Origin of the sequence: Microbacterium sp. nov. GSS16 (assembly GCF_028198145.1) — a bacterium.
Classification (GTDB): Bacteria; Actinomycetota; Actinomycetes; order Actinomycetales; family Microbacteriaceae; genus Microbacterium.
Genome location: NZ_CP116338.1, coordinates 2,012,757 through 2,036,323, shown reverse-complemented (window position 1 = coordinate 2,036,323; position 23,567 = coordinate 2,012,757). Strand labels below are relative to the sequence as shown.

Genomic DNA, 23,567 nt, shown 5'->3' with positions numbered 1-23,567 from the left:
AGCGTGAAAGACTGGAGCGGATGTCTCCTGCCTCACCGGCCAAGATCCACTGGTTCGCCCGCCTCGAACACCGCGTCCACGTCTGGCGCGAGCGCCGCGCCCGCCGACGGGGACGTTCGGCGACCGCCGTCCCGTTTCCCGGATACGGCAGCACGGCCGGCTGGGTGCGCGTGGTCGGTCGCGCCCTCATCGTCCCCGCGCCGCTGAAGAAGACCCGCGGAGAGGGCAGCGTGCGCGGCTGGCGCTCGTTCGTCAGCATCCCCGTCAGCTTCGCCTCGGTCGTCGTCGAGATCGGCGGGCGCACTCACACCGTCGTCGCCGATCGCGGCGGGGTGATCGACTCGGTCGTCGAGGCGGAGCTGCCGCCGGGCTGGCAGACCTTCTCGATGTCGGTCGAGGGGCAGAAGCCGGTCGAGGCCACCGCGTTCGTCGTCGATGAGAGCGTGGACTTCGGTGTGGTCTCCGATGTCGACGACACCGTCATGGTCACCGCGCTGCCGCGGCCGTTCATCGCCGCCTGGAACTCGTTCGTGGTCGACGAGCACGCGCGCACGCCGGTGCCGGGCATGGCCGTGCTGCTCGAGCAGCTGCGCCGTGACAACCCGGGCTCGCCCATGATCTACCTCTCCACGGGGGCGTGGAACGTCGCCCCGACGCTGACGCGCTTCCTCAGCCGCCACCTCTTCCCTGCGGGCTCGATGCTGCTCACCGACTGGGGTCCGACGCACGATCGCTGGTTCCGCAGCGGTCAGGCGCACAAGACCGGCAACCTGCGCCGGCTCGCCGAGGAGTTCCCCAACGTGCGCTGGCTGCTGATCGGCGACGACGGCCAGCACGACGAGGCGATCTACTCGCAGTTCCTCGAAGAGCATCCGTCTTCCGTCGCGGCCGTCGCGATCCGTCGCCTGCTGCCCGCCGAGGCGGTCCTCGCCGGCGGTCGCGCGTCGGGTGAGCACGCCGAGGGCAGCGTGCCGTGGGTGAGTGCCGAAGACGGCGCGGGGCTGCGCGAACGACTCACCGAGGTCGGCATCCTCGCCGATCGGTCATGACGACCTCGACGCGCGCTCCCCTGACGCGCGCCGAGTGGACGTCCCGCGCGCAGGCGCACGCCGAGCGAGCCGATGCCCTGACCGCCGCGCACCGCGCCCGGCAGCAGCGCGGTGAGAAGCATCCGGTCGAGGACTTCCTCTTCACCTACTACTCGTACAAGCCCGCGCAGCTGCGCAAGTGGCATCCGGGTGCGAGTGTGACGCTTCGCGACGCCGGGGAGCGCGCCGGGTGGCGCTGGTACTCCCCCGGCCCCGGGCCGGGCGAGTACGCGCCCGACGCCGAGGCGTTCCGTGCCGACAAGCCTCAGCTCGCTTCTCTCGTGGAGCGGATGCTGCGACTCACGGCCGCCCGACCCGGGCAGTTCGGATGCTTCGGTCTGCACGAGTGGGCGATGGTGTACCGCACCGCGGAGCACCGGCACGCCGCGCCGCTGCGTCTGGGCGCGGCAGGGACGGATGCCGTCGTCGAGGCCGCCGAGCTGCGTTGCACGCACTTCGACGCGTTCCGCTTCTTCACCGACGATGCCGTGCCGCGCAATCGACTGCCTCTCACCCGCGACACTCAGCCCGAGCTCGAGCAGCCCGGATGCCTGCACGCCGGCATGGACGTCTACAAGTGGGCACTCAAGCTCGGCCCGCTCGTGCCGGGTGAGCTGCTGCTGGATGCCTTCGAGCTCGCGTCCGACATCCGCCTGCTCGACATGGAGGCGGCGCCCTACGACCTGTCGGAGTGGGGCGTCCGGCCGGTGCGGATCGAGACCGCCGAGGGCAAAGCCGAGTACGTGCGCCGGCAGCGAGCGTTCGCCGAGCGCGGCAACGCGCTGCGTGAGGCTCTGCTGACAGCGTGGCTCGGTCGTGACTAGCGGCCGGCTGCGGCCTGCATCCGCAAGCGCATGACGCGCTCCGCGGCGTCCCGCAGTCGATCAGCGCCGAGCCGACCGTCGTCGACGGCGCTGACGATCCCCGCCACCATCTGCGGTGCGGTCTCTGCCGTGGAGCCGGCGACCATCAGCACCATGTCGCTGCCCGCCCGCAGCGCCGACACCGCGTTCGACACGGGGTCCTGGTACTCGGGGACGCCGGACGCGGTCAGCATGCCGAGATCGTCGGTGATCGTCACGCCGTCGAAGCCGAGCTCGTCCCGTGCGATCTCATGCCAGTGGGCCGACAGCGACGCAGGAGCCGCATCGACGGCCGTGTACGCCAGGTGACCGAACATGAGCAGCTCCGCACCGGCGTCGATGCCCGCGACGAACGGCCTCGCATCGCCCGCCTGCCACTGCTGCAGCGTCATCGCCGTCGTCGGGATGCTGTGATGTGAGTCGCCCGACGCTGCGCCGTGCCCCGGGAAGTGCTTCAGGGTCGAGAGCACGACGCCCTCCTCTCCGTCGACGGCCGCCGTCACGCGCGACGAGGCGGAGTCGGGGTCGGCGCCCAGCGCGCGGGAGTAGATGAAGGATGAGGCGTCGGCGGGCACGTCGGCGACGATCCCGAAGTTGACGTTCGCACCGGTCTCGGCGATGAGCGCGGCCCGCTGCGCGAACACCTGCTCGGTCTGCGTCAGGTCGAAGGCGTGCAGGCCCTGTCCCCCGGGCAGGGTGTCCCACGGCAGGCGTCGGACGACCCCGCCCTCTTCGTCGATCGCGATGAGCGGCGGCAGCGCGGGGTCGAGGGTGAGCGCATCGCTGAGCGCCCTGACCTGGGCCGCATCGGCACCGATGTTCCCGCCCATCAGGATGAATCCACCGAGCGGGGCCCCCTGCGGCGCCGACTGCATGTAGGCGCGCAGAGTCACCGGATCGGTGCCGGAGATGTGCCCCATCACGACGCTGGCGGCCTGCTCTGTCACGCTCATCCCGGCGACCGCGTCGACGGCGGGATCCGGTGGCGGAGTCGGCGTCGGCGACGACGCGCTGGAGGTGGGCTGGCGTGTCGCCGACGGCGAGCTGCTGGGAGCGCTGGGAGCACAGGCGGTGAGAAGGCACGCCGCCAGGGCGGCGGTCAGGGCGCCGCGCATCACTCGAGCACGCATGACGTCGAGGCTACGCCCCGCGTCCGACCGTCAGCTGTGCGAGCTGTCCCGCCGTGCGGGCGGGCGTCTTGCCTCGAGGCCGGTTGCTATCCTGGTGGTCACGCGCCCGGCGGGACGACCCGACGGCGAGATCTCAGGTGGGGACGGCCCCGCAGATTCGGTTCGCACCGTGCCCCGCTCCGCTCTCCTGCCCTCCGTGCTGACGCGCACCGTCATCGTTCGCCTCGTGCTCGGCTGGGGCTCGTTGGTCGCGATCATCGCGTTCGCCCCTCTGCTCGACGGCGACCTGCCGACCCCCGTGCTGTGGCTCGTCCTCGCTGTGATCGTCGGGATCCTCGTCGTGTGCGCGTTCGGCGTCGTCACCGAGGCCGAACATCTCGCGCATCGACTCGGCGACCCGTACGGGACGCTCGTGCTGACCCTGTCGATCGCCGCGATCGAGGTGATCCTCATCTCTGCCGTCATGCTCGGGCCCGGAGAGCACCACACCATCGCCCGTGACTCGGTGATGGCCGTGTCGATGATCATCATGAATCTCGTGATCGGCGTCGCGCTGGTCGTCGGGGGCATCCGGCATCCGGATCGGCGCGCGAACCGCGCCGGCGTGCTCGCCTACCTGGGCATGCTGGTCGTGCTGCTCGCCGTCGCGTTCGCGTTCCCCGCTTCGCTGCGCGACGGAGGCGCGTATCCGCCGTCGGCCGCGATCGCGATGATCGTCGTCGTGGTGCTGCTGTACGTGTTCTTCCTGCTGCGGCAGATGGGCGCGCGCAAGGCGGACTTCCAGGAGGTGGACACCAGGGCGGATGCCGGTGACGCGGCGCGCCGGCTGCCGATCGGCCGGATCGTGGCCGAGCATCGGCCGGAGATCATCGGCCGCACGCTTGTGCTGCTCGCGCTCGCCCTTCCCATCGTGCTGCTCTCGCACGATATGGCCATGCTGCTCGATGAGGGGCTCGAGCGTCTGGGCGCGCCGGTCGCGCTGTCGGGTCTGCTCATCGCGATGATCGTGTTCCTTCCCGAGACGATCACCACGGTTCGCGCAGCCCACGCGGGTGAGATGCAGCGGGTCAGCAACCTGTGCCACGGTGCCCTCGTGTCGACGGCCGGTCTCACCATCCCGGCGGTGCTGACCATCGGTCTGATCACCGGGCAGTCCGTCGTGCTCGCGGAGAGCGCATCGAACCTCGTGCTGCTGGGTCTGACCCTGCTGCTGACGCTGGCGACGTTCTCCGCACGGCGGACCTACCCGCTGCTGGGCGCTGCGCATCTGCTGCTGTTCGCGCTCTACGCCCTGTCGACGTTCCTCTGAGAAGGGGGTTCACCCCCGATGCGCGCCGCCGGTGCCGTGGCATACCGTGTGGCACGGCGTCGACGACGATGCCCGACCACAGGAGGGGATGGTCTCTCGCCGCGGTCACCTGGGCCGCAAGAACGGAGAGGTTCGGAGATGAGATCTGGATGGCGCCCACTGGGCGCGGTTCTACTCGCGGGCGCACTGCTCTGGGGAGCATCACCGGCGATGGCCGCGACACCCGCGGCCGCGAATCACACATGTACGGAGGGAACGGTGCCGTCCGGCACGTACTCCACTCTCACCATCGCCGGAATGTGCGGTGTGGAGGCCGGCGCGGACATCCACGTCATGCGCTCGCTCATGGTCCTCGAGGGGGCGATCTTCGATGCGCAGAGCGCCCCGGCCGTCATCACCGTCGACAGGAACGTCATCAGTGCGACCGGCTCCATGCTCGGGCTCGGCTGTCAGCCGGCCGTTCCGGGCAACTCCGGCCACCCGTGCGCCAGCGACCCCGAAGGCAGTTCCGACATCTCGGTGTCAGGGAACATCACAGTGAACGGGGCGATCGGTGTGTTCCTCAACGGTGTGGCCGTGGGCGGCAACGTCACCGTCACCGGCGGCGGGTCGGACATCCCGTGGTCGATCAAGAACAACTCGATCGATCGCAACCTGACCGTCCACGGGATCACCGAGGAGTGGATCGGCGTGATGTGGAACCGCATCGGCGGGAACGTGACGCTGTCCGACATCGAGATGACCGGTCTCGACGACGAGGCCGGGACCGGGCTGAACGACGTGTTCGTGGTGCGGAACGAGATCGGACGCAATCTCACCTGCTCGGGGCTCGTTCCCGGAGTGTTCGGGTACGGCAACATGATCGGCAGGAACGCCACGGGCGACTGCGCGGCGTTGGCGGGCTGAGCCCTCGAACGAAGAAGTCCCGCGAGACTCTCGCGGGACTTCTCTTCGCGTCGGCACCCGTATTCGCCGCAGGATCGCCGCCGCTCAGAACCATCTGTCGAGCTCGGCGTCGAGGCGGGTCTCCCTGGGCACCCACACCTCGCCGTCGGCTGCTTCAGCGGGGCGCTCAGCCGGTTTCAGGCCGAGCCTGTCGAGCAGCGCGAGCAGTTCGGCGCGTTCGATCTCGTCCTCGTCGAGCGAACTCGAATCGAAGAACACCCAGTAGCGATCCGACGGATCGACCGCACCGGAGTCCGCCCACATGCGTCCGATCTGCGAGAGGACCTCGGCTGTCGAACCGAACGACGCTGCACGGAGCTGCCCCTGCGCGGCCGCCGAAAGATCAAGCTCTCGGATATCTGTGAGCCATCGGCCGAAGCGATCAAGCCCGGTGAAGCCTCCTTCGAAGAAGAGACTGGCGGCGGGAGCGTACCTGTTGGGGAGATCGACCTTCATGAACTCCGTACGCCCGCTCGAGCCCGTGGCGCTGTCACCAGCAGCACGGCCCGCAGTACGTGCGATGAGGCTGTCGCCGCGCATGAGTGCGAGACGCTCGCCGCTCTCCGGATCTTCAATGAAGACGTCGTGTCCGTCGTGCCTCACGAGAAACGCCCGAAGCGCGTAGGTCGTCTCGTTAGGGTGGCGAATGCGCAGACGCTGTGCCGCACCGCATTCGCAGCTCAGCACGTACTCGCGGGTCTCCGGGTCGTCATCGGCGTAGTCCGGAATCCGGGTGGGTACTCCGTCTGACCACGCGGCGAGCGGGTAGGTCCCTTTGAAGCCGTCGTGCAGCTGGGCGAGCACGAGGGCACGAGAGCGCTCGGCGTCTTCGACGAAAGTGAACTGCTCGGAGACGTGACTCTGGGTGTAGCCGTCATCTTCGAGGAAGCGCTTGAAGCGCACGATGAGGCCGCGATCGTGATCGAACCGCAGGCCCGACCCGTCGACCACGTCTTCGAAGGTGAAGACCCGATCGCCGCGCTTCTCCTGCGCTGCGACGAAGTCCCAGAAGGCGTTCGCGGAATCCTGCCCCCGCTGGTCGACGACCTGTTCGGCGCCGCTCTCAGTGGTGAACCGCACTCTCCGGGCGGAGTTCGGGTTGCTCATGTCGTCTGTCACGGGGCTCCAATCACCTGCGTGGACCGTCAACGGTATCGCCCAGGGTACCCGGTAGGCGGAAGCGGGTTTCGCGGGTGCTCGCAGTTCGTGACGGCCCGCCCGGAGACATGGCGCCGGCGGGATGCCGAAACAGTGATCGCCGTCATCTGGGATGACGGCGATCACTGGTGGCTTCTTCGGTGGACCTGAGGGGACTCGAACCCCTGACCCCCTGCATGCCATGCAGGTGCGCTACCAGCTGCGCCACAGGCCCATCTTCGCTGCCGAACTCGGCAACCTGATCAGCATACTACGCACCGCCCGGACAGCACCAAATCGCGCCGCCGGCTCGGGAGTGTCGGCGGGCTAGCCTCTGCGGAGTGCTCCGTCAACCGGATCCGACGTCCGACCCGGTCACGCTACATTCGCCGCACACGACGCACACGACGTCATCACGAAGAGGAGCGATCATGTCGAACCCCACCCCGAACATGCTTCCGGAAGACCCCGACCTCGGGGAGGAAGAGGGCACACCGACGAGAGAGGTCGACGGCGAGGTCGAACTGGATCCGGACGCCGATGCGGACCGGATCGACAGCATCGACGCCGACCGCCTGGCATCCGGCGCGGAAGGCGCGGACGATGCCTGGGCGGGCGATGAGCGCGTCGACTGAGGATCAGTCGCCGAACGCCGGCCGCGGGGTCACTCCCCCGCGGCGGGCGCCGGCGCGTCGATGGGGACGACCGGGCAGTCCTTCCACAGCCGCTCGAGACCGTAGTAGACCCGCTCCTCGGAGTGGAACACGTGCACGACGAGGTCTCCGAAGTCGAGCAGCACCCAACGCGACTCGGCGCGGCCCTCACGACGCACGCGGCGGTGCCCCGCTTCGAGAAGCTGATCCTCGATCTCATCGGCGATGGCGGCCACGTTGCGCTCGCTGTTTCCGGTCACCAGAAGGAAGATGTCGACGAGCGGCAGCGGCTCGGAGACGTTCAGGGCGATGAGATCCTCGCCGCCCTTGGCTTCCGCGGCGCGAGCGGCGATCTGCAGCATCTCTGCGGCGGTGTCAGGGGATTGCATCAACCGAGGACTCCTGTGGTGAAGGCGATGATCAGCGCTGCGGCCAACGCGAGCGCGAGACCTCCCGCGACGATCGCGAGGGTGAGAGTGAGCTTGCTGCCCTTGTCGGGCACGGGGGGCCGGATGACCTCTCCGGCGGGCTTGGAGGTGCTGATCGCCGAGCTGGCGGCGATCGGCGTCGGCGACGACGCCGGCGCGAGTTCGCCGTCGATGAGCACGGCGTCGATGTCCTTGCCGTCGGTGGTGCCGAGCGCGTGGCCCTGGGAGCCCATGCCGTCCGGCAGCGCGTAGGTGCCGGTGATCAGCAACTCGCCGGTCGAGGCGACGGGACCGGAGAGCGAACCGGCGCCCGGCGACGGCGTGAAGATCAGTGTGCTCGCAGTCTTGTGCGAGCCGGCCGAGCCGGTTTCGAGCAGATCGTCGAATGCCGTGGGGATGCCGGGGCCGGAGGGAGATCTCTTGACCCCGATGCCGAAGGCCGCGCCGACCATCGGGCGCTCGGGCTCGGAATCGGCCGCTGCGGTGTCTTCTCCGGCGGTGTCGTCTTCGGTGTCAGCATGCGACGGGGTCGAGAGATTCGAGGGATCAGTCTGGGCCGCCTGCGGCGCGAACACCGAGCCGGCCTCGCCCTCGCGCACCGCTGCGGCAGGTGCGGCGGCCACGGGCACGTCGACGATCAGCTTCTCGACGACCGGCTCTTCGACGGCCGATTCTTCGGCGGCCGACTCTTCGACGACGATCGCGTCCACGACAGGCTCTTCCACGACCGGCTCTTCGACGACGATCGCGTCCTCGACCGGCTCTTCGACGGCCTGCGGTGCTGCGACCGGCACGTCCTCGGGGCTCTGCTGCTGGGGCGGGGTGACGGGCACAGGCCCGGTGCGAGCGCGCTCCTGTGCGCGAGCTGCGCGGCGCGTGAGGGGCGCGGCCGAGGGCGTCGCATCCGAAGAGACCGGCGCTGCCTCGCTCGAGCCGGCGGAGTCGGCGCCGACGGATCGATCGGCGGCGGAGTCGGTGGATCGGTCGACGTCGTCGGCCGAGGCGGCATCGATGCGTCCGCCATGCGACTTATCGGTCTGCGCCGCCTGAGCGGCGGCAGCCTCCTCGCCGCTGACGACCGGTGTCGAGCCGGTCAGGCGGAGCTCACGCAGCTGCCTGCGCGTGAGGGTATGCCCGTCCTCTTCAGTGCTCATGCCTTGCTCCGATACAGATGATGCTTCGCGATGTACTGGACCACGCCATCCGGCACGAGGTACCAGACCGGCTGACCGTCGGCGACTCGCTCTCGGCAGTTCGTCGACGAGATCGACAGCGCCGGCACTTCGAGCTGACTCACGTCGTCGGTGGGCAGTCCGTCCGTGCTCAGCACGTGGCCCGGCCGCGAGACGGCGACGAAGTGGGCGAGATCCCACAGTTCATCATGGTCTCTCCAGCTGAGAATCTGCGCCACGGCATCGGCGCCCGTGATGAAGAACAGCTCGGCGTCCGGACGCTGCGCCTTCAGATCGCGCAGCGTGTCGATCGTGTACGTAGGCCCGTCTCGATCGATGTCGACGCGGCTCACGGTGAAATCGGGGTTCGAAGCCGTCGCGATCACGGTCATCAGATAGCGGTGCTCGCTCGGCGACACGTTCTGCTTCTGCCAGGGCTGACCGGTCGGCACGAAGACGACCTCGTCGAGACCGAACGAGTGCGCCACCTCGCTCGCCGCGACCAGGTGACCGTGGTGGATGGGGTCGAACGTGCCACCCATCACGCCGATGCGCGGTGCCCGAGCGCTGGAATCGTGCATGCGGTCCTAGTGGCCGTGGCCGTCCTTGCCGTGCTTCAGGGCGTACGCCTCGGCCTTGGCCTCGTGGCGATTCGCGACGTTGCGGAACGACAGGGTCACCAGGCCCATCGCGGCGAAGACGATCGCGGCGATGACGCCGAAGATGAAGGTCTCAGCCGCCACGTTGCCGTGGTGCTCCGTCTCGGCTGCGGCCATCGCGATCTGTGCGACGAGGTTCATCCTGACTCCGTTCCTGACATGGCAAGCAAACGCCTGTCCATTCTAGTCCTCACCCGCGCGTCTGGCCGGACCCGCGCGCGAGCCACTTCGTGCTCGTCAGCTCCCCCAGCCCCATCGGCCCGCGGGCATGCAGCTTCTGGGTGGAGATGCCGACCTCGGCGCCGAACCCGAACTCCGCCCCGTCGGTGAAGCGCGTCGAGGCGTTCACCATCACGACGGCGGAATCGACTTCGGCGAGGAACCGCTCGGCGTTGCGCGAATCGGTGGTGATGATCGACTCGGTGTGCCCCGTGCTGTACCGGCGGATGTGCGCCAGCGCCTCATCGAGGTCGTCGACGACCTTGATCGCGATCTCCAGCCCCAGGTACTCGGCCGCCCAGTCCTCCTCGGTGGCGGGGATGGTTCCCGCCACGAGCCCTGCGACCATGTCGTCTCCGTGGATGGCCACGCCCTCGCTGAGCAGCGCGCTCGCGATGACGGGGATCAGCTGAGGCGCCGCCTGCCGGTGCACCAGCACGGTCTCGACGGCGTTGCACACGCTCGGGCGCTGCACCTTGGCGTTCAGCACGATGTCGCGCGCCCAATCCATCGGCGCCGACTCGTCGATCACGATGTGCACCACGCCCGCGCCGGTCTCGATGACCGGCACCGTGGACTCGGTGACGACGGTCTCGATGAGCGACGCACTGCCGCGCGGCACGAGCACGTCGATCAGGCCGCGGGCATGCATCATCGCCTTCGCGCCCTCGCGACCGAAGTCATCGACGCTCTGGATCGCCTCGGGATCGTGCCCCAGATCCGCCAGGGCCTGTCGCATCACCGCGACCAGAACCGTGTTGGACTCGCGCGCGGCGCTGCCGCCGCGGAGCACCACCGCGTTGCCCGCGCGCAGCGCGAGTGTCGCGATGTCGACCGTGACATTGGGCCTGGCCTCGTAGATCGCGCCGACGACGCCGAAGGGAACCCGAACCTGCTCGAGTGCGACGCCGTTCGGCATCCGGTGACCGCCGATGACCTGCCCGATCGGGTCGGGCAGTGTCGCGACATCGCGGACCGCGGATGCCAGTGCCGCCACGCGCCGCTCATCCAGGCGAAGCCTGTCGATGAGCGCATCGCCGATGGCATCCACCCGACCGCGCTCGATGTCGAGGGCGTTGGCCTCGACGATCCGTGTGGCGCTCGACCCGATGGCCTCGGCGATCGCCTCGAGCAGACGCGCCTTGTCGGCACTGGTCAGCCGCGCGATCGAGCGGGAGGCCTCCTTGGCGCGCACCAGGCGATCCTGTGCGGTGTCCGCCGGGGCGTCGGAGACGAGGGATGTGCTCATCGGGTCAGTGTATCGACGCCCGGGTGCGACCGGTGCCGCCGTGACACCGGTGCGTCAGCCTGCGATCGAGGGGGCGAACCACGTGCCGATCCGCTCGCCCTCCAGGGCCTTGCCGACCAGATCGGCGCTGGTCACCAGCACCCCGATCCCAGAGGCCGCGGCCATGCGCGCGGCCGAGACCTTGGTGGCCGCTCCCCCGGTGCCGACGCTGTTCACGACCGAGGCGCCGAACTCGAGACCGCGCAGATCGGCATCTGCCGGGATCTCTTCGATCGGCACCGCACGGGGATCCGTCGGCGGCTTGGTGTACAGCGACTCCACGTCACTGAGCAGCACGAGCGCATCGGCGCCGACGAGCTGCGCGACCAGCGCCGCGAGCCGGTCGTTGTCACCGAAGCGGATCTCCTGCGTGGCGACGGTGTCGTTCTCGTTGACGATCGGCAGGATCCGCAGCGACAGCAGCCGGTCCATCGCCCGGCTCGCGTTGCTGCGCGAGGTCGGGTTCTCGAGGTCTCCGGTCGTCAGCAGCACCTGGCCGGCGACGATGCCGAACGGGCGCAGCGCCTCCTGATAGCGGAAGACGAGCACGTTCTGCCCCACGGCTGCCGCAGCCTGCTGCGTGGCCAGGTCGGTCGGGCGCGAGTCGAGGGCGAGGTACGGGATGCCCGTGGCGATCGCCCCGGACGAGACGAGGATGATCTCCGCACCGCGACGGTGCGCCGACGCCAGCGCCTGGACGATCATCGGGATGCGCCACGACGATTCGCCGCTGATCGACGAGGAGCCGACTTTGACGACGATGCGGCTCGCGGTCGCGAGCTCGTCACGGCTGCGAGCGGTCATTCCTCGTCCTCGCGGGAGGCGAGGCGCTGCTCCTCGAGCTCGGCGCGGGCGGCCGCCCTGGCATCCATCATCTCGTGGTACTGCTCGCGGCGCTCGGCGGTGGTGCGCCGGTTCGAGCCGCCGATGCGGATGTCGGTGCCGCGCGGCGACATCAGCTCGGCGGTCGAGGCGATCGACGGCTCCCAGTCGAACACGACGCTGTTGTCGCCGGTGCCGATCATGACGGTCGCGCCGGCGACGGCGCCGGCCTTGAACAGGGCGTCCTCGACGCCGAGCCGCTCGAGACGATCGCCGAGATAGCCGACCGCCTCCTCGTTCTGGAAGTCGGTCTGCTGCACCCAGCGCACGGGCTTCTCGCCGAGCACCCGGTAGACGTTGCCGTAGGTGCCGCCCTCGACGCGGATCGAGAACTCCTCCCTGGCGCCCTTCGGACGGATGACGACGCGTTCGCGCGGAACCTCGACGGCGACCTCCGCGCGGTGCTGGTCGACGAGCTCGGCCAGGGCGAAGCTCAGCGCGCGCAGCCCCTCACGGGCCACCGTCGAGATCTCGAAGACGCGGAACCCGCGCGCCTCGATGTCGGGTCGGACCATCTCGGCGAGCTCACGCGCCTCGGGCACGTCGACCTTGTTCAGCGCCACCAGCTGTGGGCGCTCGAGCAGCGGCGTCTGGCCCTCCGGGACCTCGTAGGCCGCCAGCTCGGCCAGGATCACGTCGAGGTCGGAGAGAGGATCGCGTCCCGGCTCGAGCGTCGCGCAGTCGAGCACGTGCAGCAGCGCGCTGCACCGTTCGACGTGACGGAGGAACTCGAGTCCCAGTCCCTTGCCCTCGCTTGCGCCCTCGATCAGGCCTGGCACGTCGGCGACCGTGTACCGGCTGTCGCCGGCCTGCACGACGCCGAGATTCGGATGCAGGGTGGTGAACGGGTAATCGGCGATCTTCGGCCGTGCCGCCGACAGCGCCGCGATCAGGCTCGACTTCCCCGCGGACGGGTAGCCGACGAGCGCCACATCGGCGACGGTCTTCAGCTCGAGCACGACCGAGCACTCCTGGCCGGGCGTGCCGAGCAGTGCGAAGCCGGGAGCCTTGCGCTTGGGCGAGGCGAGTGCCGCGTTGCCGAGCCCGCCGCGGCCGCCCTCGGCGACCACGTACTTCTCGCCGGGGATGATCATGTCGTGCAGCACATCGCCGTCGACGCTCTTCACCACGGTGCCGACGGGCACCGGAAGCTCCAAGGACTCCCCGTCGTACCCGGAGCGGTGATCGCCCATGCCGAAGCCGCCGTTGCCGCCCGTGCGGTGCGGCGAATGGTGGTACGACAGCAGCGTCGTCACCTGCGGGTCGGCGACGAGGATGATGTCGCCTCCGTCGCCGCCCTTGCCGCCGTCCGGGCCGCCGAGCGGCTTGAACTTCTCGCGATGCACCGAGACGCAGCCGTTGCCGCCCCTGCCGGCGCGCAGATGCAGCGTGACGGTGTCGACGAAGGTGACCATGTCACTCCTTGAACTGGGTCCCTGAGCCCATGAAGGGCTGGGATACGAAGACGGGGCGAGCCGAAGCCCGCCCCGTCCAGGAAGTCTGCTGCTCTTACTGAGCGGCTGCGACGATGTTGACGACCTTGCGGCCGCCCTTGGTGCCGAACTCGACAGCGCCCGCCTCGAGAGCGAACAGCGTGTCGTCGCCGCCACGGCCGACGCCTGCGCCGGGGTGGAAGTGCGTGCCGCGCTGACGGACGAGGATCTCGCCGGCGTTGACGGTCTGACCGCCGAAGCGCTTCACGCCGAGTCGCTGTGCGTTGGAGTCACGACCGTTGCGGGTCGAGCTCGCGCCCTTCTTATGTGCCATGTCCTGAGCCTCTTCCGTGCTTACTTGATGCCGGTGATCTTGACGCGCGTGAGCTCCTGACGGTGGCCCTGGCGCTTCTTGTAGCCGGTCTTGTTCTTGTACTTCTGGATGACGATCTTCGGTCCGCGGAGGTTGCCGAGAACCTCAGCCGTGACCTTGACCTGCGCCAGCTTGTCGGCGTCGGTGGTCACAGAGGCACCATCGACGAGAAGCACGGCGGGAAGCTCGATGTTCTCGCCCTGGGCAGCCTGAACACGGTCGAGCTGAACGATCGTGCCGACCTCGACCTTCTCCTGCCGGCCACCGGCGCGCACTACTGCGTAAACCACTTCATACCTGTTTCGTTGGGGAGCGGATCGCTCCGGGAATCTCACGGGAAGACTGTTGCTTGCGTACATCGCCCGGGGCGACGGATGCGGACGCAAGACTTCTCCTGCGATCGGCAAAGCCGTCAGGGGTCTCGCACCAAAGGACAACTTTACCGGATCATCGCCGATGCCGCAAAGCGGGGCCGGTCGCGTGTCACGTCTAGGATCTCGTCATGACCGTTCTCGTCGACGACGCCATCTGGCCTGCTCACGGCAGGATGTGGGCGCATCTCGTCAGCGACTCGGACCTCGCAGAGCTGCATGCGTTCGCGGCGCAGCACGGCATCCCGGCCCGCGCCTTCGACCGCGACCACTACGACGTGCCCGAGGACGCGCTGCCGAGACTCCTCGCCGCCGGTGCGGTGCACGTGGGCGGCAAGGAGCTCACCAGGCGGCTGATCCGATCAGGGCTGCGGGTCCGAGCCCGCGACCGGCGCTGATCCCCCGGAAGATGAGTTCGGTGTCAGCATGGCGGTGGTGACCCGTCGCCGGTTGCGGCCCTGACCGGGCGCCTTCGGCTCGGGAAGAGCATCGAGCACGGAGTCGAGCAGCTGCTCGGTCTGCGTCTTCGGTCCGCCCTTGCGCTCGCCTCCGCGCTTCTTGCGCTTCTTCGGGCGCTCGTTCTGCGCGGGCGTCTCCGGTGCCGACTGCTCGTCGGTCGTCGGCTGGTCCGGCGCGGTTTCGCCGTTGACGACGATAGTCGACGCGGCAATGGCCGCCAGGGCCGATTTCGCGACCTCGGTGATGCTGTGGGTGCCGCCGTTGGCGGACGCCTGCTTCTCCCCTGCGGAAGCGGAGTGCTGCTGCTGTCCGCCGCGCGACCGGCGGTTCTGTCCGCCGCCGTTCGATCCACTGCTGCTGCTGCTGCGGTGCTTGACGACGGGGTCGTGGTGCACGATCACTCCTCGACCCGCACAGACGTCGCACGCCTCGCTGAAGGTCTCGAGCAGGCCAAGGCCGAGCTTCTTGCGGGTCATCTGCACGAGTCCGAGCGAGGTCACCTCGGCGACCTGGTGCTTGGTGCGGTCGCGGCTCAGGCACTCCACCAGGCGGCGCAGCACGAGATCGCGGTTGGACTCGAGCACCATGTCGATGAAGTCGACCACGATGATGCCGCCGATGTCGCGCAGACGCAGCTGCCGGACGATCTCCTCGGCGGCCTCGAGGTTGTTCTTGGTGACGGTCTCTTCGAGGTTGCCGCCCGAGCCGACGAACTTGCCGGTGTTGACGTCGACGACCGTCATCGCCTCGGTGCGGTCGATCACCAGCGAGCCGCCGGAGGGAAGCCACACCTTGCGGTCGAGCGCCTTCTCGATCTGCTCGGTGATCCGGTACGCGTCGAACGGATCGACATCGTCGGTGTACGTCTCGACCCGCTCGAGCAGGTCGGGTGCGACGCTCTCGAGGTACGCGCGGATGGTGCGCTGGGCGTCGTCGCCCTGGATGGTCATGCGGGTGAAGTCTTCGTTGAAGACGTCGCGCACGATCTTGACCAGGAGGTCGGGCTCGGCGTGCAGCAGCGCCGGGGCCTGCTGCGTCTGCACCTGCTTCTGGATGTGCTCCCACTGCGAGGTGAGACGCTGCACGTCGCGGGTCAGCTGCTCTTCGGTGGCGCCCTCGGCGGCAGTGCGCACGATCACCCCGGACGATTCCGGCAGCACCTCTTTCAGGATGCGCTTGAGGCGGGCGCGCTCGTTGTCGGGGAGCTTGCGCGAGATGCCGTTCATCGACCCGCCGGGCACGTACACGAGGTAGCGCCCGGGGAGCGAGATCTGGCTCGTCAGACGGGCGCCCTTGTGCCCCACGGGGTCTTTCGTGACCTGCACGAGCACCCGGTCGCCGGCCTTGAGCGCCAGTTCGATGCGACGGGGCTGATTCCCGGTCTCGACGCCGTCCCAGTCGACCTCTCCGGAGTACAGCACGGCGTTGCGGCCGCGGCCGATGTCGACGAACGCGGCTTCCATGCTGGGCAGCACGTTCTGCACGCGACCGAGGTAGACGTTGCCGATCAGCGAGGCATCCTGGTTGCGGGCCACGTAGTGCTCGACGAGCACGTCGTCTTCCAGCACGCCGATCTGCGTGCGGCCGTTCTTGGACCGCACGACCATCATGCGGTCGACGGACTCGCGGCGGGCGAGGAACTCGGCCTCGGTCACCACCGGGCGGCGACGGCCTGCATCGCGGCCGTCGCGGCGACGCTGCTTCTTGGCCTCGAGTCGCGTAGAGCCCTTGATAGCCTTCGGTTCGGTGATGTACTCGACGTGACGCTGACGCTGACGCGGCTCGTCACGGGTCTCGTCGCTCTCGCCGCGGCGGCGGCCGCGTCCCCGACGGAACGCGCTGTCGCGATCGTCACCCTCGTCGTCGTCGCGGCTGCCGCGCGCGGGCAGCGGGACGATCTCGGGTGCGTAGAAGTGCAGCTGGGTCGACACCTTCGAGACGAACACCTCGGGCAGGAGGCCCAGGCTCACCGCGGTGACGGGCTTCGGCGCCTCGGGCTCAGCCGGCTGGGCGGGCTCGGCCGGCTGGGCGGCCTCGGCCGCGTCGGCGGACGTGGATGCCGGCGCTGCGGGCTGCTCGGCACTCGCGGATTCGGCGCTCGCTGACTGGGTACTCGGCAGCTGAGCGCTCGGCTGGTCAGCGCTCGGCTGGTCATCGCGGGGCTGCTGCGCGGCATCCTGATCCGCGGCGGCGTCCTGCTCCACGGCGACGGGCTGGTCAGCCGCGGCGGGCTGGTCAGGCGCGACGGGTGGGTCGGCTGCGACGAGCTGGTCAGCTGCGACCGGCTGATCAGCCTCGCCGGGCTGGTCAGCCGCGACGGACGGAGCCGTCTCCGCGGGCGCGACGCTCTCGACTACCGGCTGCGCCGGCGTCTCGTCGAGGGTGGGGGTGTTCTTGTCATCGTTCTCATCGGCCATCTCTGGCTAGCTCCCTGCGCGGGCACTGCGTGCGCCGCGAAAACTCGTGCGGCGAAACAGCGGCCGCGAACTCGATCGGCTGGAGGTCGGCTCTGCGGCCCGACCGCCTGGGGCACATGACCCCGAAGTCTTGTCGATTCGGTCGCACGTGAGCGCGACGTCGTCCTCAGTCATTATCGCACTACCGCGCCCCGACAGCGGAACCGCATTCGGCTCGCGCGCCGCGATTCACCCGAGCGGCATAGCCGCCGCTGGGATAATCAGCGCTATGACCACCGCGCGCACCCGCCATGTCGGCTACGGAATCTGGCTCGTCGTCGCCGCGATACTCGGATGGTGGGCAGCGTTCCAACTCACGATCGAGAAGTTCTACGTGCTCGAGAATCCGGGCGAGACGTCGAGCTGCTACGTGAGCGTCATGCTGCAGTGCGACAAGAACCTCGGATCGTGGCAGGGGGCGGTCTTCGGCTTCCCCAATCCGCTGATAGGAGTCACCGCATGGATGGCGGTGCTCGTGGTGGGTGTCGCCGTGCTCGCAGGAGTGCGGTTCCCCCGCTGGTTCTGGGGCCTGTTCGGCGTCGGCGTGCTCGGCGCCTTCATCTTCGTGTGCTGGCTGATCGGTCAGAGCATCTACAACCTGCACACCCTGTGCCCATGGTGCATGGCGACCTGGGCGGTGACCATCCCGACCTTCTTCGCGACCGCGCTGCATCTCGTGCGCAACGGCACCCTCGGTCGATCCGCGGCGGCGCGTGAGCGCGCCGGGCGACTCATGGTGTGGGTGCCGCTGGCGACGATCCTCGCCTACGCGATCGTCATCGCGATGGCGCAGCTCGCCGGGCTCGACCTGCTGGGCGAGGTCATCGACATGGTCTTCTGACCCCACCTGATCCGCTGACGACGATGAAGGGAGGGGCACCGGCCGGTGCCCCTCCCTTCATCCGTGTCGACGTCAGTCGAACCAGATGCCGAGCTCGCGTGCCGCGGACTCCGGGCTGTCGGAGCCGTGCACGAGGTTCTGCTGCACCTTCAGGCCCCAGTCGCGGCCGAAGTCGCCGCGGATGGTGCCGGGGGCTGCAGTGGTCGGATCGGTGGTTCCCGCGAGCGAGCGGAACCCCTCGATGACGCGGTTCCCCGCGAGGCGGATGGCCACCGACGGGCCCGACATCATGAACTCGAGCAGGGGCTCGTAGAACGGCTTGCCCTCGTGCTCGGCGTAGTGCGCGGCGAGCCGGTCTCGGTCGGGCTCGACCAGGCGCAGGTCGACGAGCGAGTAGCCCTTCGCCTCGATGCGGGCGAGGATGCTGCCGGTCAGGCCGCGGGCGACGCCATCGGGCTTGACGAGGACGAGGGTTTCTTCAGTGGCCATGTCATTCGCTCTCTGTGTGAGGTTCTGCCGGCGGGCCCGTCGGCCGCTGTCGGTCGATGCGGGCCCCACCGATCGTCGCATACGCCCACATGCCGCCGAAAATCAGCACGACGAACGCGATCGCGGGCACGAGCAGCGCGCCGAGCGCGATGACGACCTGCAGCGCCCACCCGGCGGGGACGGCCCACGGCTTCGCGATGGCGCCGGCGACCGCGACGAGCGCGATCGCGACGACCGCACCTGCCACGATCCCCCACCAAGGCGGCATGCCCGCGGGCAGTGCCTTGAGCCCGAAGATCACGAGCCCCGCGAGCAGGGCGCCGATCGCCTCGAATCCGAGAACGATCGCCCCGAGCTTCTGCACCAGGGTGCGGGGCGCGCGGACGGGTCGTGCGGCGCGGGCGGTCATGCGCGCCACCCCGACTTCCAGTCCTCCTCCTCCGAGAGCAGCAGGGCCTCGCCCGCCAGCACGATCGAGCCTGCGATCACCACGGCGCGACGGTCGGCCGAGGCCGCCCACTCCCGGGCCGCATCGACGGCGTCGGCGAGGGTCGGATGCACGCTCGCGCGGCGGCCGCGCTCCTCGACGAGGTCGGCGATGGCATCCGCATCCGCCGCGCGATCGGAATCGGGAGCTGTCGCGAACACCTCGGCGACCTGCGGGAGCAGCTGATCGACGATGCCGTCAGCGTCCTTGTCGGCGAACACGCCGAGCACGAGCCCCCATTCGTCGAAGTCGAAGCTGTCATCGAGCGAGCGCGCCAGCGCTGCGGCGCCGTGCGGGTTGTGCGCGGCATCCACGACCACAGTCGGCGCGATGCCGACCAGCTGCAGGCGCCCCGGAGATGTCGCGTTCTGCAGCCCGTCGGCGAGGATGTCGCCGACGATGCGCTGCGATGCCCCGCCGATCAGCGACTCGACCGCGGCGACGGCGAGGGCGGCGTTGTGCCCCTGGTGCGCGCCGTACAACGGGAGGTACTCGTCGACGTAATCGCCGGCCAGTCCGCGGATGCCGATCAGCTGACCACCGACGGCGAGCTTCTGATCGCTGAGTCCGAAATCCTCGCCCTCGAACGCGATCGTCGCATCCTTCTCGCTTGCGACGCGGCGCAGCACCGCCGCGACCTCGGGCTTCTGCTCCGCCGAGACGACGGCGGCGCCGTCTTTGATGATCCCGGCTTTCACCTCGGCGATGGCCTCGACCGTGGCGCCGAGACGGTCTGCGTGATCCATGTCGATCGGCGCGAAGACCGCGACGTCGCCGTCGGCGGTGTTGGTCGAGTCCCACGACCCGCCCATTCCCACTTCCAGCACGAGCACGTCGACCGGCGCGTCCGACGCGGCGACGAAGGCGAGCACCGTGAGCAGCTCGAAGAACGTCAGCGGCGCGTCTCCCGCAGCCTCCAGCTCGGCGTCGACGATGTCGACGAACGGCTCGATCTCATCCCAGGCGTCCGCCACAGCTCCATCGGCGATCGGCTCGCCGTCGATCATGATCCGCTCGGTGAAGCGCTTGAGGTGCGGGCTGGTGAACAGGCCGGTGCGCAGCCCGTGCGAGCGCAGCAGGCTCTCGATCATGCGCGCAGTCGAGGTCTTGCCGTTCGTGCCGGTGATGTGCACGACGCGGTAGGTGCGCTGCGGATCGTCGAGCAGGGTCAGGATGCGGGCGACCCGCTCCTTGCGCGGCTGAACCCACCGCTCCCCCGCCCGCTCGAGCAGCTTTTCGTAGACGACGTCGGCCCGCTGGGTGTCGCTCATCGCGCTGCCTCCTGGGCGACGTTCGAATCGATCGTGACGATGATCGTCGCCTTCTGCGATCCCAGCGCCTTGGCGCTGGTGCGGAACACGCCGTCACCGGGACTGCCCAGGCTTTCGGCCACCTGCTCGATCTCGTCGGTGGGCTGCACCGCGAATCCGACCGCGAGCGTCTCGCCGGCGATCAGGTCGGCGTGCTGACGGAGAGCCTCCGCGTCCGCCGCGGAGACGTTCAGAGCGAGCACGATGCGGTCGCTCACGTCGAGACCGGCGTTCTTGCGAGCCTCCTGCACGACGCGGATCGCATCCCGCGCCATCCCCTCGGCCTCGAGCTCCGGCGTGGTCACGGTGTCGAGCAGCATGAACCCGCCGCCGGGCACCAGGGCGAGGGCCTCGCCTTCCGGGCGCCCTGCGGTCTCGAGCACCAGGTCGTACTCGTGCGGCTCGAGAGCGATGCCGTCGGCGGTCACCACCCCGCCCTCCTCGGCCCAGAAGCCGTCCTTCGCCGCGCGGATGACCCTCTGCACCTCCTTGCCCAGGCGCGGTCCCGCGGCGCGGGCGTTGACGCTGAGGCGGTGGGTGATGCCGTACTCGGATGCCGTCGTCTCGGCGAGCTGCACCAGCTCGACCGACTTCACGTTGAGCTCTTCTCGCAGGATGCCCTCGAACTGGGCGAGGTCCGCCGCGAGCGGCGACACGACCGTGAGGCGGGCGAGCGGCAGTCGCACGCGCAGCTTCTCCTTCTTGCGCAGCGCGTTGCCGACGCTGGAGAGCTCGCGGACCGCGTCCATGGCGTCACGCACCTCATCCGCAGCGGGGAACGCGTCCGCATCCGGCCAGTCGGTCAGGTGCACGCTGCGCCCGCCGGTCAGGCCCTGCCACACGCGCTCGCCGATCAGCGGCACGAGCGGAGCCGCGACGCGCGTCAGCGTCTCGAGCACCGTGTAGAGCGTGTCGAAGGCCTCACGGCTCTTCGGGTCGTCGCCGGCGCCCTCCCAGAAGCGGTCGCGGGAGCGCCGGATGTACCAGTTGGTGAGCACCTCGGCGAAGTCGCGCAGGCGTGCCGATGCCGTCGTCGAGTCGAGCCCCTCGAGGTCGGCGCGCACCTCGCGTACGAGGTCGCCGAGACGGGCGAGGATGTACCGGTCGAGCACGTCGGTCGAGTCGGTGCGCCACGACGCCTCGTATCCACCGTCACCCGAAGCATTGGCGTAGGTCGCGAAGAAGTACCACGAGTTCCACAGTGGCAGGATGAACTCGCGCACCCCGGCGCGGATGCCCTCCTCGGTGACGGCCAGGTTGCCGCCGCGCAGCACCGAGCTCGACATGAGGAACCAGCGCATGGCATCCGACCCGTCCCGGTCGAGCACCTCGCTGACGTCCGGGTAGTTGCGCAGCGACTTCGACATCTTGTAGCCGTCGCTGCCGAGCACGATGCCGTGGCAGCTCACGCCGGTGAACGCCGGGCGGTTGAACAGCGCGGTCGAGAGCACGTGCATCACATAGAACCAGCCGCGGGTCTGCCCGATGTACTCGACGATGAAGTCGGCCGGCGAGTGCGAGTCGAACCACTCCTGGTTCTCGAACGGGTAGTGCACCTGCGCGTACGGCATCGATCCCGAGTCGAACCACACGTCGAAGACGTCCTCGATGCGGCGCATCGTGCTGCGCCCGGTCGGGTCGTCCGGGTTGGGACGCGTGAGGTCGTCGATGTACGGGCGGTGCAGGTCTACCTCGCCCTCGGGGTTTCGCGGCAGCGTGCCGAAGTCGCGCTCGAGCTCTTCGAGGGATCCGTAGGCATCGACGCGCGGGTGCTCGGGGTCGTCGCTCTTCCAGATCGGGATAGGTGAGCCCCAGTAGCGGTTGCGGCTGATCGACCAGTCGCGGGCGCCCTCGAGCCACTTGCCGAACTGGCCGTGCTTGACGTTCTCGGGCACCCAGGTGATCTGCTCGTTGTTGGCGAGCAGATCGTCCTTGATCTCGGTGACGCGGATGAACCAGCTCGACACCGCCTTGTAGATCAGCGGGTTCCGGCAGCGCCAGCAGTGCGGGTAGGAGTGCACGTAGCTCTGCTCGCGCAGCATCCGTCCCGCCGCGCGCAGCAGGCGGATGAGCGGCGTGTTCGCGTCCATCCACAGCTCACCGGCGACATCGGTGACCGACGGCAGAAACCGCCCGCCGTCGTCGAGCGAGATGATCGTCGGGATGCCGGCGGCGTTCGTCACCCGCTGGTCGTCCTCACCGTAGGCCGGCGCCTGGTGCACGATGCCGGTGCCGTCGGTGGTGGTCACGTAGTCGTCGACGAGGATGCGCCAGGCGTTCTCGGTGCCCCAGATCTCGGCATCCGCGTAGTAGTCGAAGAGCCTGTCGTATGCGACGTCGGCCAGCTCCGCGCCGAGCACGGTCTGCTGCACGGCGGCGAGCGCGTCGTCTGCTGACTCGTATCCCAGATCCTTGGCGTAGCCGCCGAGCAGGTCGCGGGCGAGCATGTAGCGATGCGCATCGCTCTCGGCCGGGTCGTCGCCCGGCACGATGTCGGCGGCGCCGTTCGGTCCGCCGGGCAGCACCACGTACTCGATGTCGGGGCCGACGACGAGGGCGAGGTTGGTGGGGAGGGTCCACGGGGTGGTCGTCCAGGCGAGGGCGCGGACGGCGGTGAGGCCGAGCGTCTCGGCCTTGGCGCCCACCAGGGGGAAGGTCACGGTGACCGAGGGGTCCTGGCGGTCCTTGTAGACGTCGTCGTCCATGCGCAGCTCATGCGCCGACAGCGGGGTCTCGTCGCGCCAGCAGTACGGCAGCACACGGTAGCCCTCGTAGGCGAGGCCCTTGTCGTAGAGCGTCTTGAACGCCCAGAGCACGCTCTCCATGTAGCCGAGATCGAGGGTCTTGTAGCCGCGCTCGAAGTCGACCCAGCGGGCCTGGCGGGTCACGTAGTCCTGCCACTCGCGGGTGTAGGTGAGCACCGAGTCGCGCGCCTTCGCGTTGAAGACGTCGATGCCCATCTGCTCGATCTCGCTCTTCTCGGTGATGCCGAGCTGCTTCATCGCCTCGAGTTCGGCGGGAAGACCGTGCGTGTCCCACCCGAAGACGCGATCGACCTTCTTGCCGATCATCGTCTGAAAACGCGGGAAGACGTCCTTCGCGTAGCCGGTGAGCAGGTGCCCGTAGTGCGGCAGGCCGTTGGCGAAGGGCGGGCCGTCGTAGAAGACCCACTCGTCGGCGCCCTCGCGCTGCGCGATCGAGGCGCGGAAGGTGTCGTCTGTCTTCCAGAAGTCGAGCACCTCGCGCTCGATCTCGGGAAAGCGCGGGCTCGGGGTGACGGCGGCAGGACCGAAGGCGGATTCGGTCCCTGGTGCCTGCGCTGAGCCGGTCGAAGAGCTTGTCGCCTCCCCTGAGCGGGCGTCAGCGAGTCGAAGTGAAGGGCGCGGATAGGTCATCGTCTCTCGCAGTGGTCGTGGGCGGATGCTGCTGCAGGGACGACCCGTGCGTGCACGGACCGCGGTACCACCCTGCGTGCTTCTCACGAAGCCGCTCTCACTGCGGCGATGACGGGCCTGCCCCGCTCGGTTCTAGTCGGTCTGACGACCTTTCTTCCGAGAGCTCCCCGGTGATGGCCG

Annotated in this window: 23 protein-coding genes and 1 tRNA gene; 7 read left to right on the top strand and 17 right to left on the bottom strand. The window is 69.1% G+C overall.

What is annotated here, in order from left to right; all coding sequences use genetic code 11:
* Nucleotides 1-20 precede the first annotated feature (20 nt).
* Nucleotides 21-1,049, top strand: coding sequence for an App1 family protein (locus PGB26_RS09710; RefSeq protein ID WP_271637421.1), 1,029 nt, complete (start codon nt 21-23; stop codon nt 1,047-1,049).
* Nucleotides 1,046-1,912: a 3-methyladenine DNA glycosylase gene (locus PGB26_RS09705; protein WP_271637420.1), complete on the top strand. Its 867-nt coding sequence runs from the start codon at nt 1,046-1,048 to the stop codon at nt 1,910-1,912. Before PGB26_RS09710 ends, PGB26_RS09705 begins: the two co-directional genes overlap by 4 nt.
* On the opposite strand, the gene PGB26_RS09700 is transcribed toward PGB26_RS09705, so the two are convergent.
* A complete protein-coding gene (locus tag PGB26_RS09700; protein WP_271637419.1) occupies nt 1,909-3,081 on the bottom strand; it encodes a glycoside hydrolase family 3 N-terminal domain-containing protein in 1,173 nt (390 codons plus the stop codon). The genes PGB26_RS09705 and PGB26_RS09700 overlap by 4 nt on opposite strands.
* Nucleotides 3,082-3,250: 169 nt before the next feature.
* On the opposite strand from PGB26_RS09700, the gene PGB26_RS09695 reads away from it, so the two are divergent.
* Both PGB26_RS09695 and PGB26_RS09690 read left to right on the top strand, forming a co-directional pair.
* The gene (locus PGB26_RS09695; RefSeq protein ID WP_271637418.1) at nt 3,251-4,390 is read left to right on the top strand and encodes a calcium:proton antiporter; all 1,140 of its coding nucleotides are present in this window, start codon (nt 3,251-3,253) and stop codon (nt 4,388-4,390) included.
* Between the two features lie 258 nt (nt 4,391-4,648).
* Nucleotides 4,649-5,296: a hypothetical protein gene (locus PGB26_RS09690; RefSeq protein ID WP_271637417.1), complete on the top strand. Its 648-nt coding sequence runs from the start codon at nt 4,649-4,651 to the stop codon at nt 5,294-5,296.
* A gap of 84 nt (nt 5,297-5,380) precedes the next feature.
* On the opposite strand, the gene PGB26_RS09685 is transcribed toward PGB26_RS09690, so the two are convergent.
* Together PGB26_RS09685 and PGB26_RS09680 are read right to left on the bottom strand one after the other, a co-directional pair.
* The gene (locus PGB26_RS09685) at nt 5,381-6,454 is read right to left on the bottom strand and encodes a DUF6357 family protein (RefSeq protein ID WP_271637416.1); all 1,074 of its coding nucleotides are present in this window, start codon (nt 6,452-6,454) and stop codon (nt 5,381-5,383) included.
* Between the two features lie 180 nt (nt 6,455-6,634).
* Nucleotides 6,635-6,707, bottom strand: a tRNA-Ala gene (locus PGB26_RS09680).
* Nucleotides 6,708-6,903: 196 nt separating this feature from the next.
* Here PGB26_RS09680 and PGB26_RS09675 point away from each other — a divergent pair.
* On the top strand, nt 6,904-7,107 hold the full coding sequence (locus PGB26_RS09675) for a hypothetical protein (protein WP_271637415.1): 204 nt from the start codon (nt 6,904-6,906) through the stop codon (nt 7,105-7,107).
* 29 nt (nt 7,108-7,136) lie between these two features.
* On the opposite strand, the gene rsfS is transcribed toward PGB26_RS09675, so the two are convergent.
* The 9 genes from rsfS to rplU all read right to left on the bottom strand — a co-directional run bounded on the left by rsfS (nt 7,137) and on the right by rplU (nt 13,869).
* The gene (gene rsfS / locus PGB26_RS09670) at nt 7,137-7,514 is read right to left on the bottom strand and encodes a ribosome silencing factor (protein ID WP_271637414.1); all 378 of its coding nucleotides are present in this window, start codon (nt 7,512-7,514) and stop codon (nt 7,137-7,139) included.
* The gene (locus PGB26_RS09665; RefSeq protein ID WP_271637413.1) at nt 7,514-8,707 is read right to left on the bottom strand and encodes a hypothetical protein; all 1,194 of its coding nucleotides are present in this window, start codon (nt 8,705-8,707) and stop codon (nt 7,514-7,516) included. The genes rsfS and PGB26_RS09665 overlap by 1 nt, the downstream gene beginning before the upstream one ends.
* Complete coding sequence (nadD, locus tag PGB26_RS09660; protein WP_271637412.1) at nt 8,704-9,306, bottom strand: nicotinate-nucleotide adenylyltransferase; 603 nt, start codon at nt 9,304-9,306, stop codon at nt 8,704-8,706. Before nadD ends, PGB26_RS09665 begins: the two co-directional genes overlap by 4 nt.
* Before the next feature lie 6 nt (nt 9,307-9,312).
* A complete protein-coding gene (locus PGB26_RS09655) occupies nt 9,313-9,525 on the bottom strand; it encodes a hypothetical protein (RefSeq protein WP_271637411.1) in 213 nt (70 codons plus the stop codon).
* 49 nt (nt 9,526-9,574) lie between these two features.
* Nucleotides 9,575-10,852, bottom strand: a complete 1,278-nt coding sequence (locus PGB26_RS09650) for a glutamate-5-semialdehyde dehydrogenase (RefSeq protein WP_271637410.1) — start codon at nt 10,850-10,852, stop codon at nt 9,575-9,577.
* A gap of 54 nt (nt 10,853-10,906) precedes the next feature.
* A complete protein-coding gene (gene proB / locus PGB26_RS09645; RefSeq protein WP_271637409.1) occupies nt 10,907-11,695 on the bottom strand; it encodes a glutamate 5-kinase in 789 nt (262 codons plus the stop codon).
* Nucleotides 11,692-13,188, bottom strand: coding sequence for a GTPase ObgE (gene obgE / locus PGB26_RS09640; RefSeq protein WP_271637408.1), 1,497 nt, complete (start codon nt 13,186-13,188; stop codon nt 11,692-11,694). The genes proB and obgE overlap by 4 nt, the downstream gene beginning before the upstream one ends.
* Before the next feature lie 94 nt (nt 13,189-13,282).
* Nucleotides 13,283-13,540, bottom strand: coding sequence for a 50S ribosomal protein L27 (gene rpmA, locus PGB26_RS09635; RefSeq protein WP_099196843.1), 258 nt, complete (start codon nt 13,538-13,540; stop codon nt 13,283-13,285).
* A gap of 20 nt (nt 13,541-13,560) precedes the next feature.
* Nucleotides 13,561-13,869: a 50S ribosomal protein L21 gene (rplU, locus tag PGB26_RS09630; protein WP_271637407.1), complete on the bottom strand. Its 309-nt coding sequence runs from the start codon at nt 13,867-13,869 to the stop codon at nt 13,561-13,563.
* A gap of 212 nt (nt 13,870-14,081) precedes the next feature.
* Here rplU and PGB26_RS09625 point away from each other — a divergent pair, with 212 nt between their 5' ends.
* A complete protein-coding gene (locus PGB26_RS09625; RefSeq protein WP_271637406.1) occupies nt 14,082-14,348 on the top strand; it encodes a DUF4031 domain-containing protein in 267 nt (88 codons plus the stop codon).
* Here the strand turns inward: PGB26_RS09625 and PGB26_RS09620 are convergent.
* Nucleotides 14,313-16,826, bottom strand: coding sequence for an Rne/Rng family ribonuclease (locus PGB26_RS09620; protein ID WP_271637405.1), 2,514 nt, complete (start codon nt 16,824-16,826; stop codon nt 14,313-14,315). The genes PGB26_RS09625 and PGB26_RS09620 overlap by 36 nt on opposite strands.
* 268 nt (nt 16,827-17,094) lie before the next feature.
* Here PGB26_RS09620 and PGB26_RS09615 point away from each other — a divergent pair, with 268 nt between their 5' ends.
* A complete protein-coding gene (locus tag PGB26_RS09615) occupies nt 17,095-17,706 on the top strand; it encodes a vitamin K epoxide reductase family protein (RefSeq protein ID WP_271637404.1) in 612 nt (203 codons plus the stop codon).
* 72 nt (nt 17,707-17,778) lie between these two features.
* Here PGB26_RS09615 and ndk read toward each other — a convergent pair whose 3' ends face one another.
* From ndk to ileS, 4 genes are read right to left on the bottom strand one after another with little or no spacing between them, the layout of a single operon-like run.
* Entirely contained in the window at nt 17,779-18,195 is a 417-nt protein-coding gene (gene ndk / locus PGB26_RS09610) for a nucleoside-diphosphate kinase (RefSeq protein ID WP_271637403.1), read from the bottom strand.
* Between the two features lies 1 nt (nt 18,196).
* On the bottom strand, nt 18,197-18,604 hold the full coding sequence (locus tag PGB26_RS09605; protein ID WP_271637402.1) for a DUF4233 domain-containing protein: 408 nt from the start codon (nt 18,602-18,604) through the stop codon (nt 18,197-18,199).
* Nucleotides 18,601-19,953 carry a bifunctional folylpolyglutamate synthase/dihydrofolate synthase gene (locus tag PGB26_RS09600; protein ID WP_271637401.1) on the bottom strand — a complete coding sequence of 451 codons (1,353 nt, stop codon included), beginning with the start codon at nt 19,951-19,953 and terminating at the stop codon, nt 18,601-18,603. Before PGB26_RS09600 ends, PGB26_RS09605 begins: the two co-directional genes overlap by 4 nt.
* Nucleotides 19,950-23,387 carry an isoleucine--tRNA ligase gene (ileS, locus tag PGB26_RS09595; RefSeq protein WP_271637400.1) on the bottom strand — a complete coding sequence of 1,146 codons (3,438 nt, stop codon included), beginning with the start codon at nt 23,385-23,387 and terminating at the stop codon, nt 19,950-19,952. The genes PGB26_RS09600 and ileS overlap by 4 nt, the downstream gene beginning before the upstream one ends.
* Nucleotides 23,388-23,567: the final 180 nt, after the last annotated feature.

Bases quoted from the DNA above. Each gene is read 5' to 3' on its own strand.
- PGB26_RS09710 (WP_271637421.1), top strand. From the start codon at position 21: ATGTCTCCTGCCTCACCGGCCAAGATCCACTGGTTCGCCCGCCTCGAA.
- PGB26_RS09705 (WP_271637420.1), top strand. From the start codon at position 1,046: ATGACGACCTCGACGCGCGCTCCCCTGACGCGCGCCGAGTGGACGTCC.
- PGB26_RS09700 (WP_271637419.1), bottom strand. From the start codon at position 3,081: ATGCGTGCTCGAGTGATGCGCGGCGCCCTGACCGCCGCCCTGGCGGCG.
- PGB26_RS09675 (WP_271637415.1), top strand. From the start codon at position 6,904: ATGTCGAACCCCACCCCGAACATGCTTCCGGAAGACCCCGACCTCGGG.
- rsfS (WP_271637414.1), bottom strand. From the start codon at position 7,514: ATGCAATCCCCTGACACCGCCGCAGAGATGCTGCAGATCGCCGCTCGC.
- PGB26_RS09665 (WP_271637413.1), bottom strand. From the start codon at position 8,707: ATGAGCACTGAAGAGGACGGGCATACCCTCACGCGCAGGCAGCTGCGT.
- nadD (WP_271637412.1), bottom strand. From the start codon at position 9,306: ATGCACGATTCCAGCGCTCGGGCACCGCGCATCGGCGTGATGGGTGGC.
- PGB26_RS09655 (WP_271637411.1), bottom strand. From the start codon at position 9,525: ATGAACCTCGTCGCACAGATCGCGATGGCCGCAGCCGAGACGGAGCAC.
- PGB26_RS09650 (WP_271637410.1), bottom strand. From the start codon at position 10,852: ATGAGCACATCCCTCGTCTCCGACGCCCCGGCGGACACCGCACAGGAT.
- proB (WP_271637409.1), bottom strand. From the start codon at position 11,695: ATGACCGCTCGCAGCCGTGACGAGCTCGCGACCGCGAGCCGCATCGTC.
- obgE (WP_271637408.1), bottom strand. From the start codon at position 13,188: ATGGTCACCTTCGTCGACACCGTCACGCTGCATCTGCGCGCCGGCAGG.
- rpmA (WP_099196843.1), bottom strand. From the start codon at position 13,540: ATGGCACATAAGAAGGGCGCGAGCTCGACCCGCAACGGTCGTGACTCC.
- PGB26_RS09625 (WP_271637406.1), top strand. From the start codon at position 14,082: ATGACCGTTCTCGTCGACGACGCCATCTGGCCTGCTCACGGCAGGATG.
- PGB26_RS09620 (WP_271637405.1), bottom strand. From the start codon at position 16,826: ATGGCCGATGAGAACGATGACAAGAACACCCCCACCCTCGACGAGACG.
- PGB26_RS09615 (WP_271637404.1), top strand. From the start codon at position 17,095: ATGACCACCGCGCGCACCCGCCATGTCGGCTACGGAATCTGGCTCGTC.
- ndk (WP_271637403.1), bottom strand. From the start codon at position 18,195: ATGGCCACTGAAGAAACCCTCGTCCTCGTCAAGCCCGATGGCGTCGCC.
- PGB26_RS09605 (WP_271637402.1), bottom strand. From the start codon at position 18,604: ATGACCGCCCGCGCCGCACGACCCGTCCGCGCGCCCCGCACCCTGGTG.
- PGB26_RS09600 (WP_271637401.1), bottom strand. From the start codon at position 19,953: ATGAGCGACACCCAGCGGGCCGACGTCGTCTACGAAAAGCTGCTCGAG.
- ileS (WP_271637400.1), bottom strand. From the start codon at position 23,387: ATGACCTATCCGCGCCCTTCACTTCGACTCGCTGACGCCCGCTCAGGG.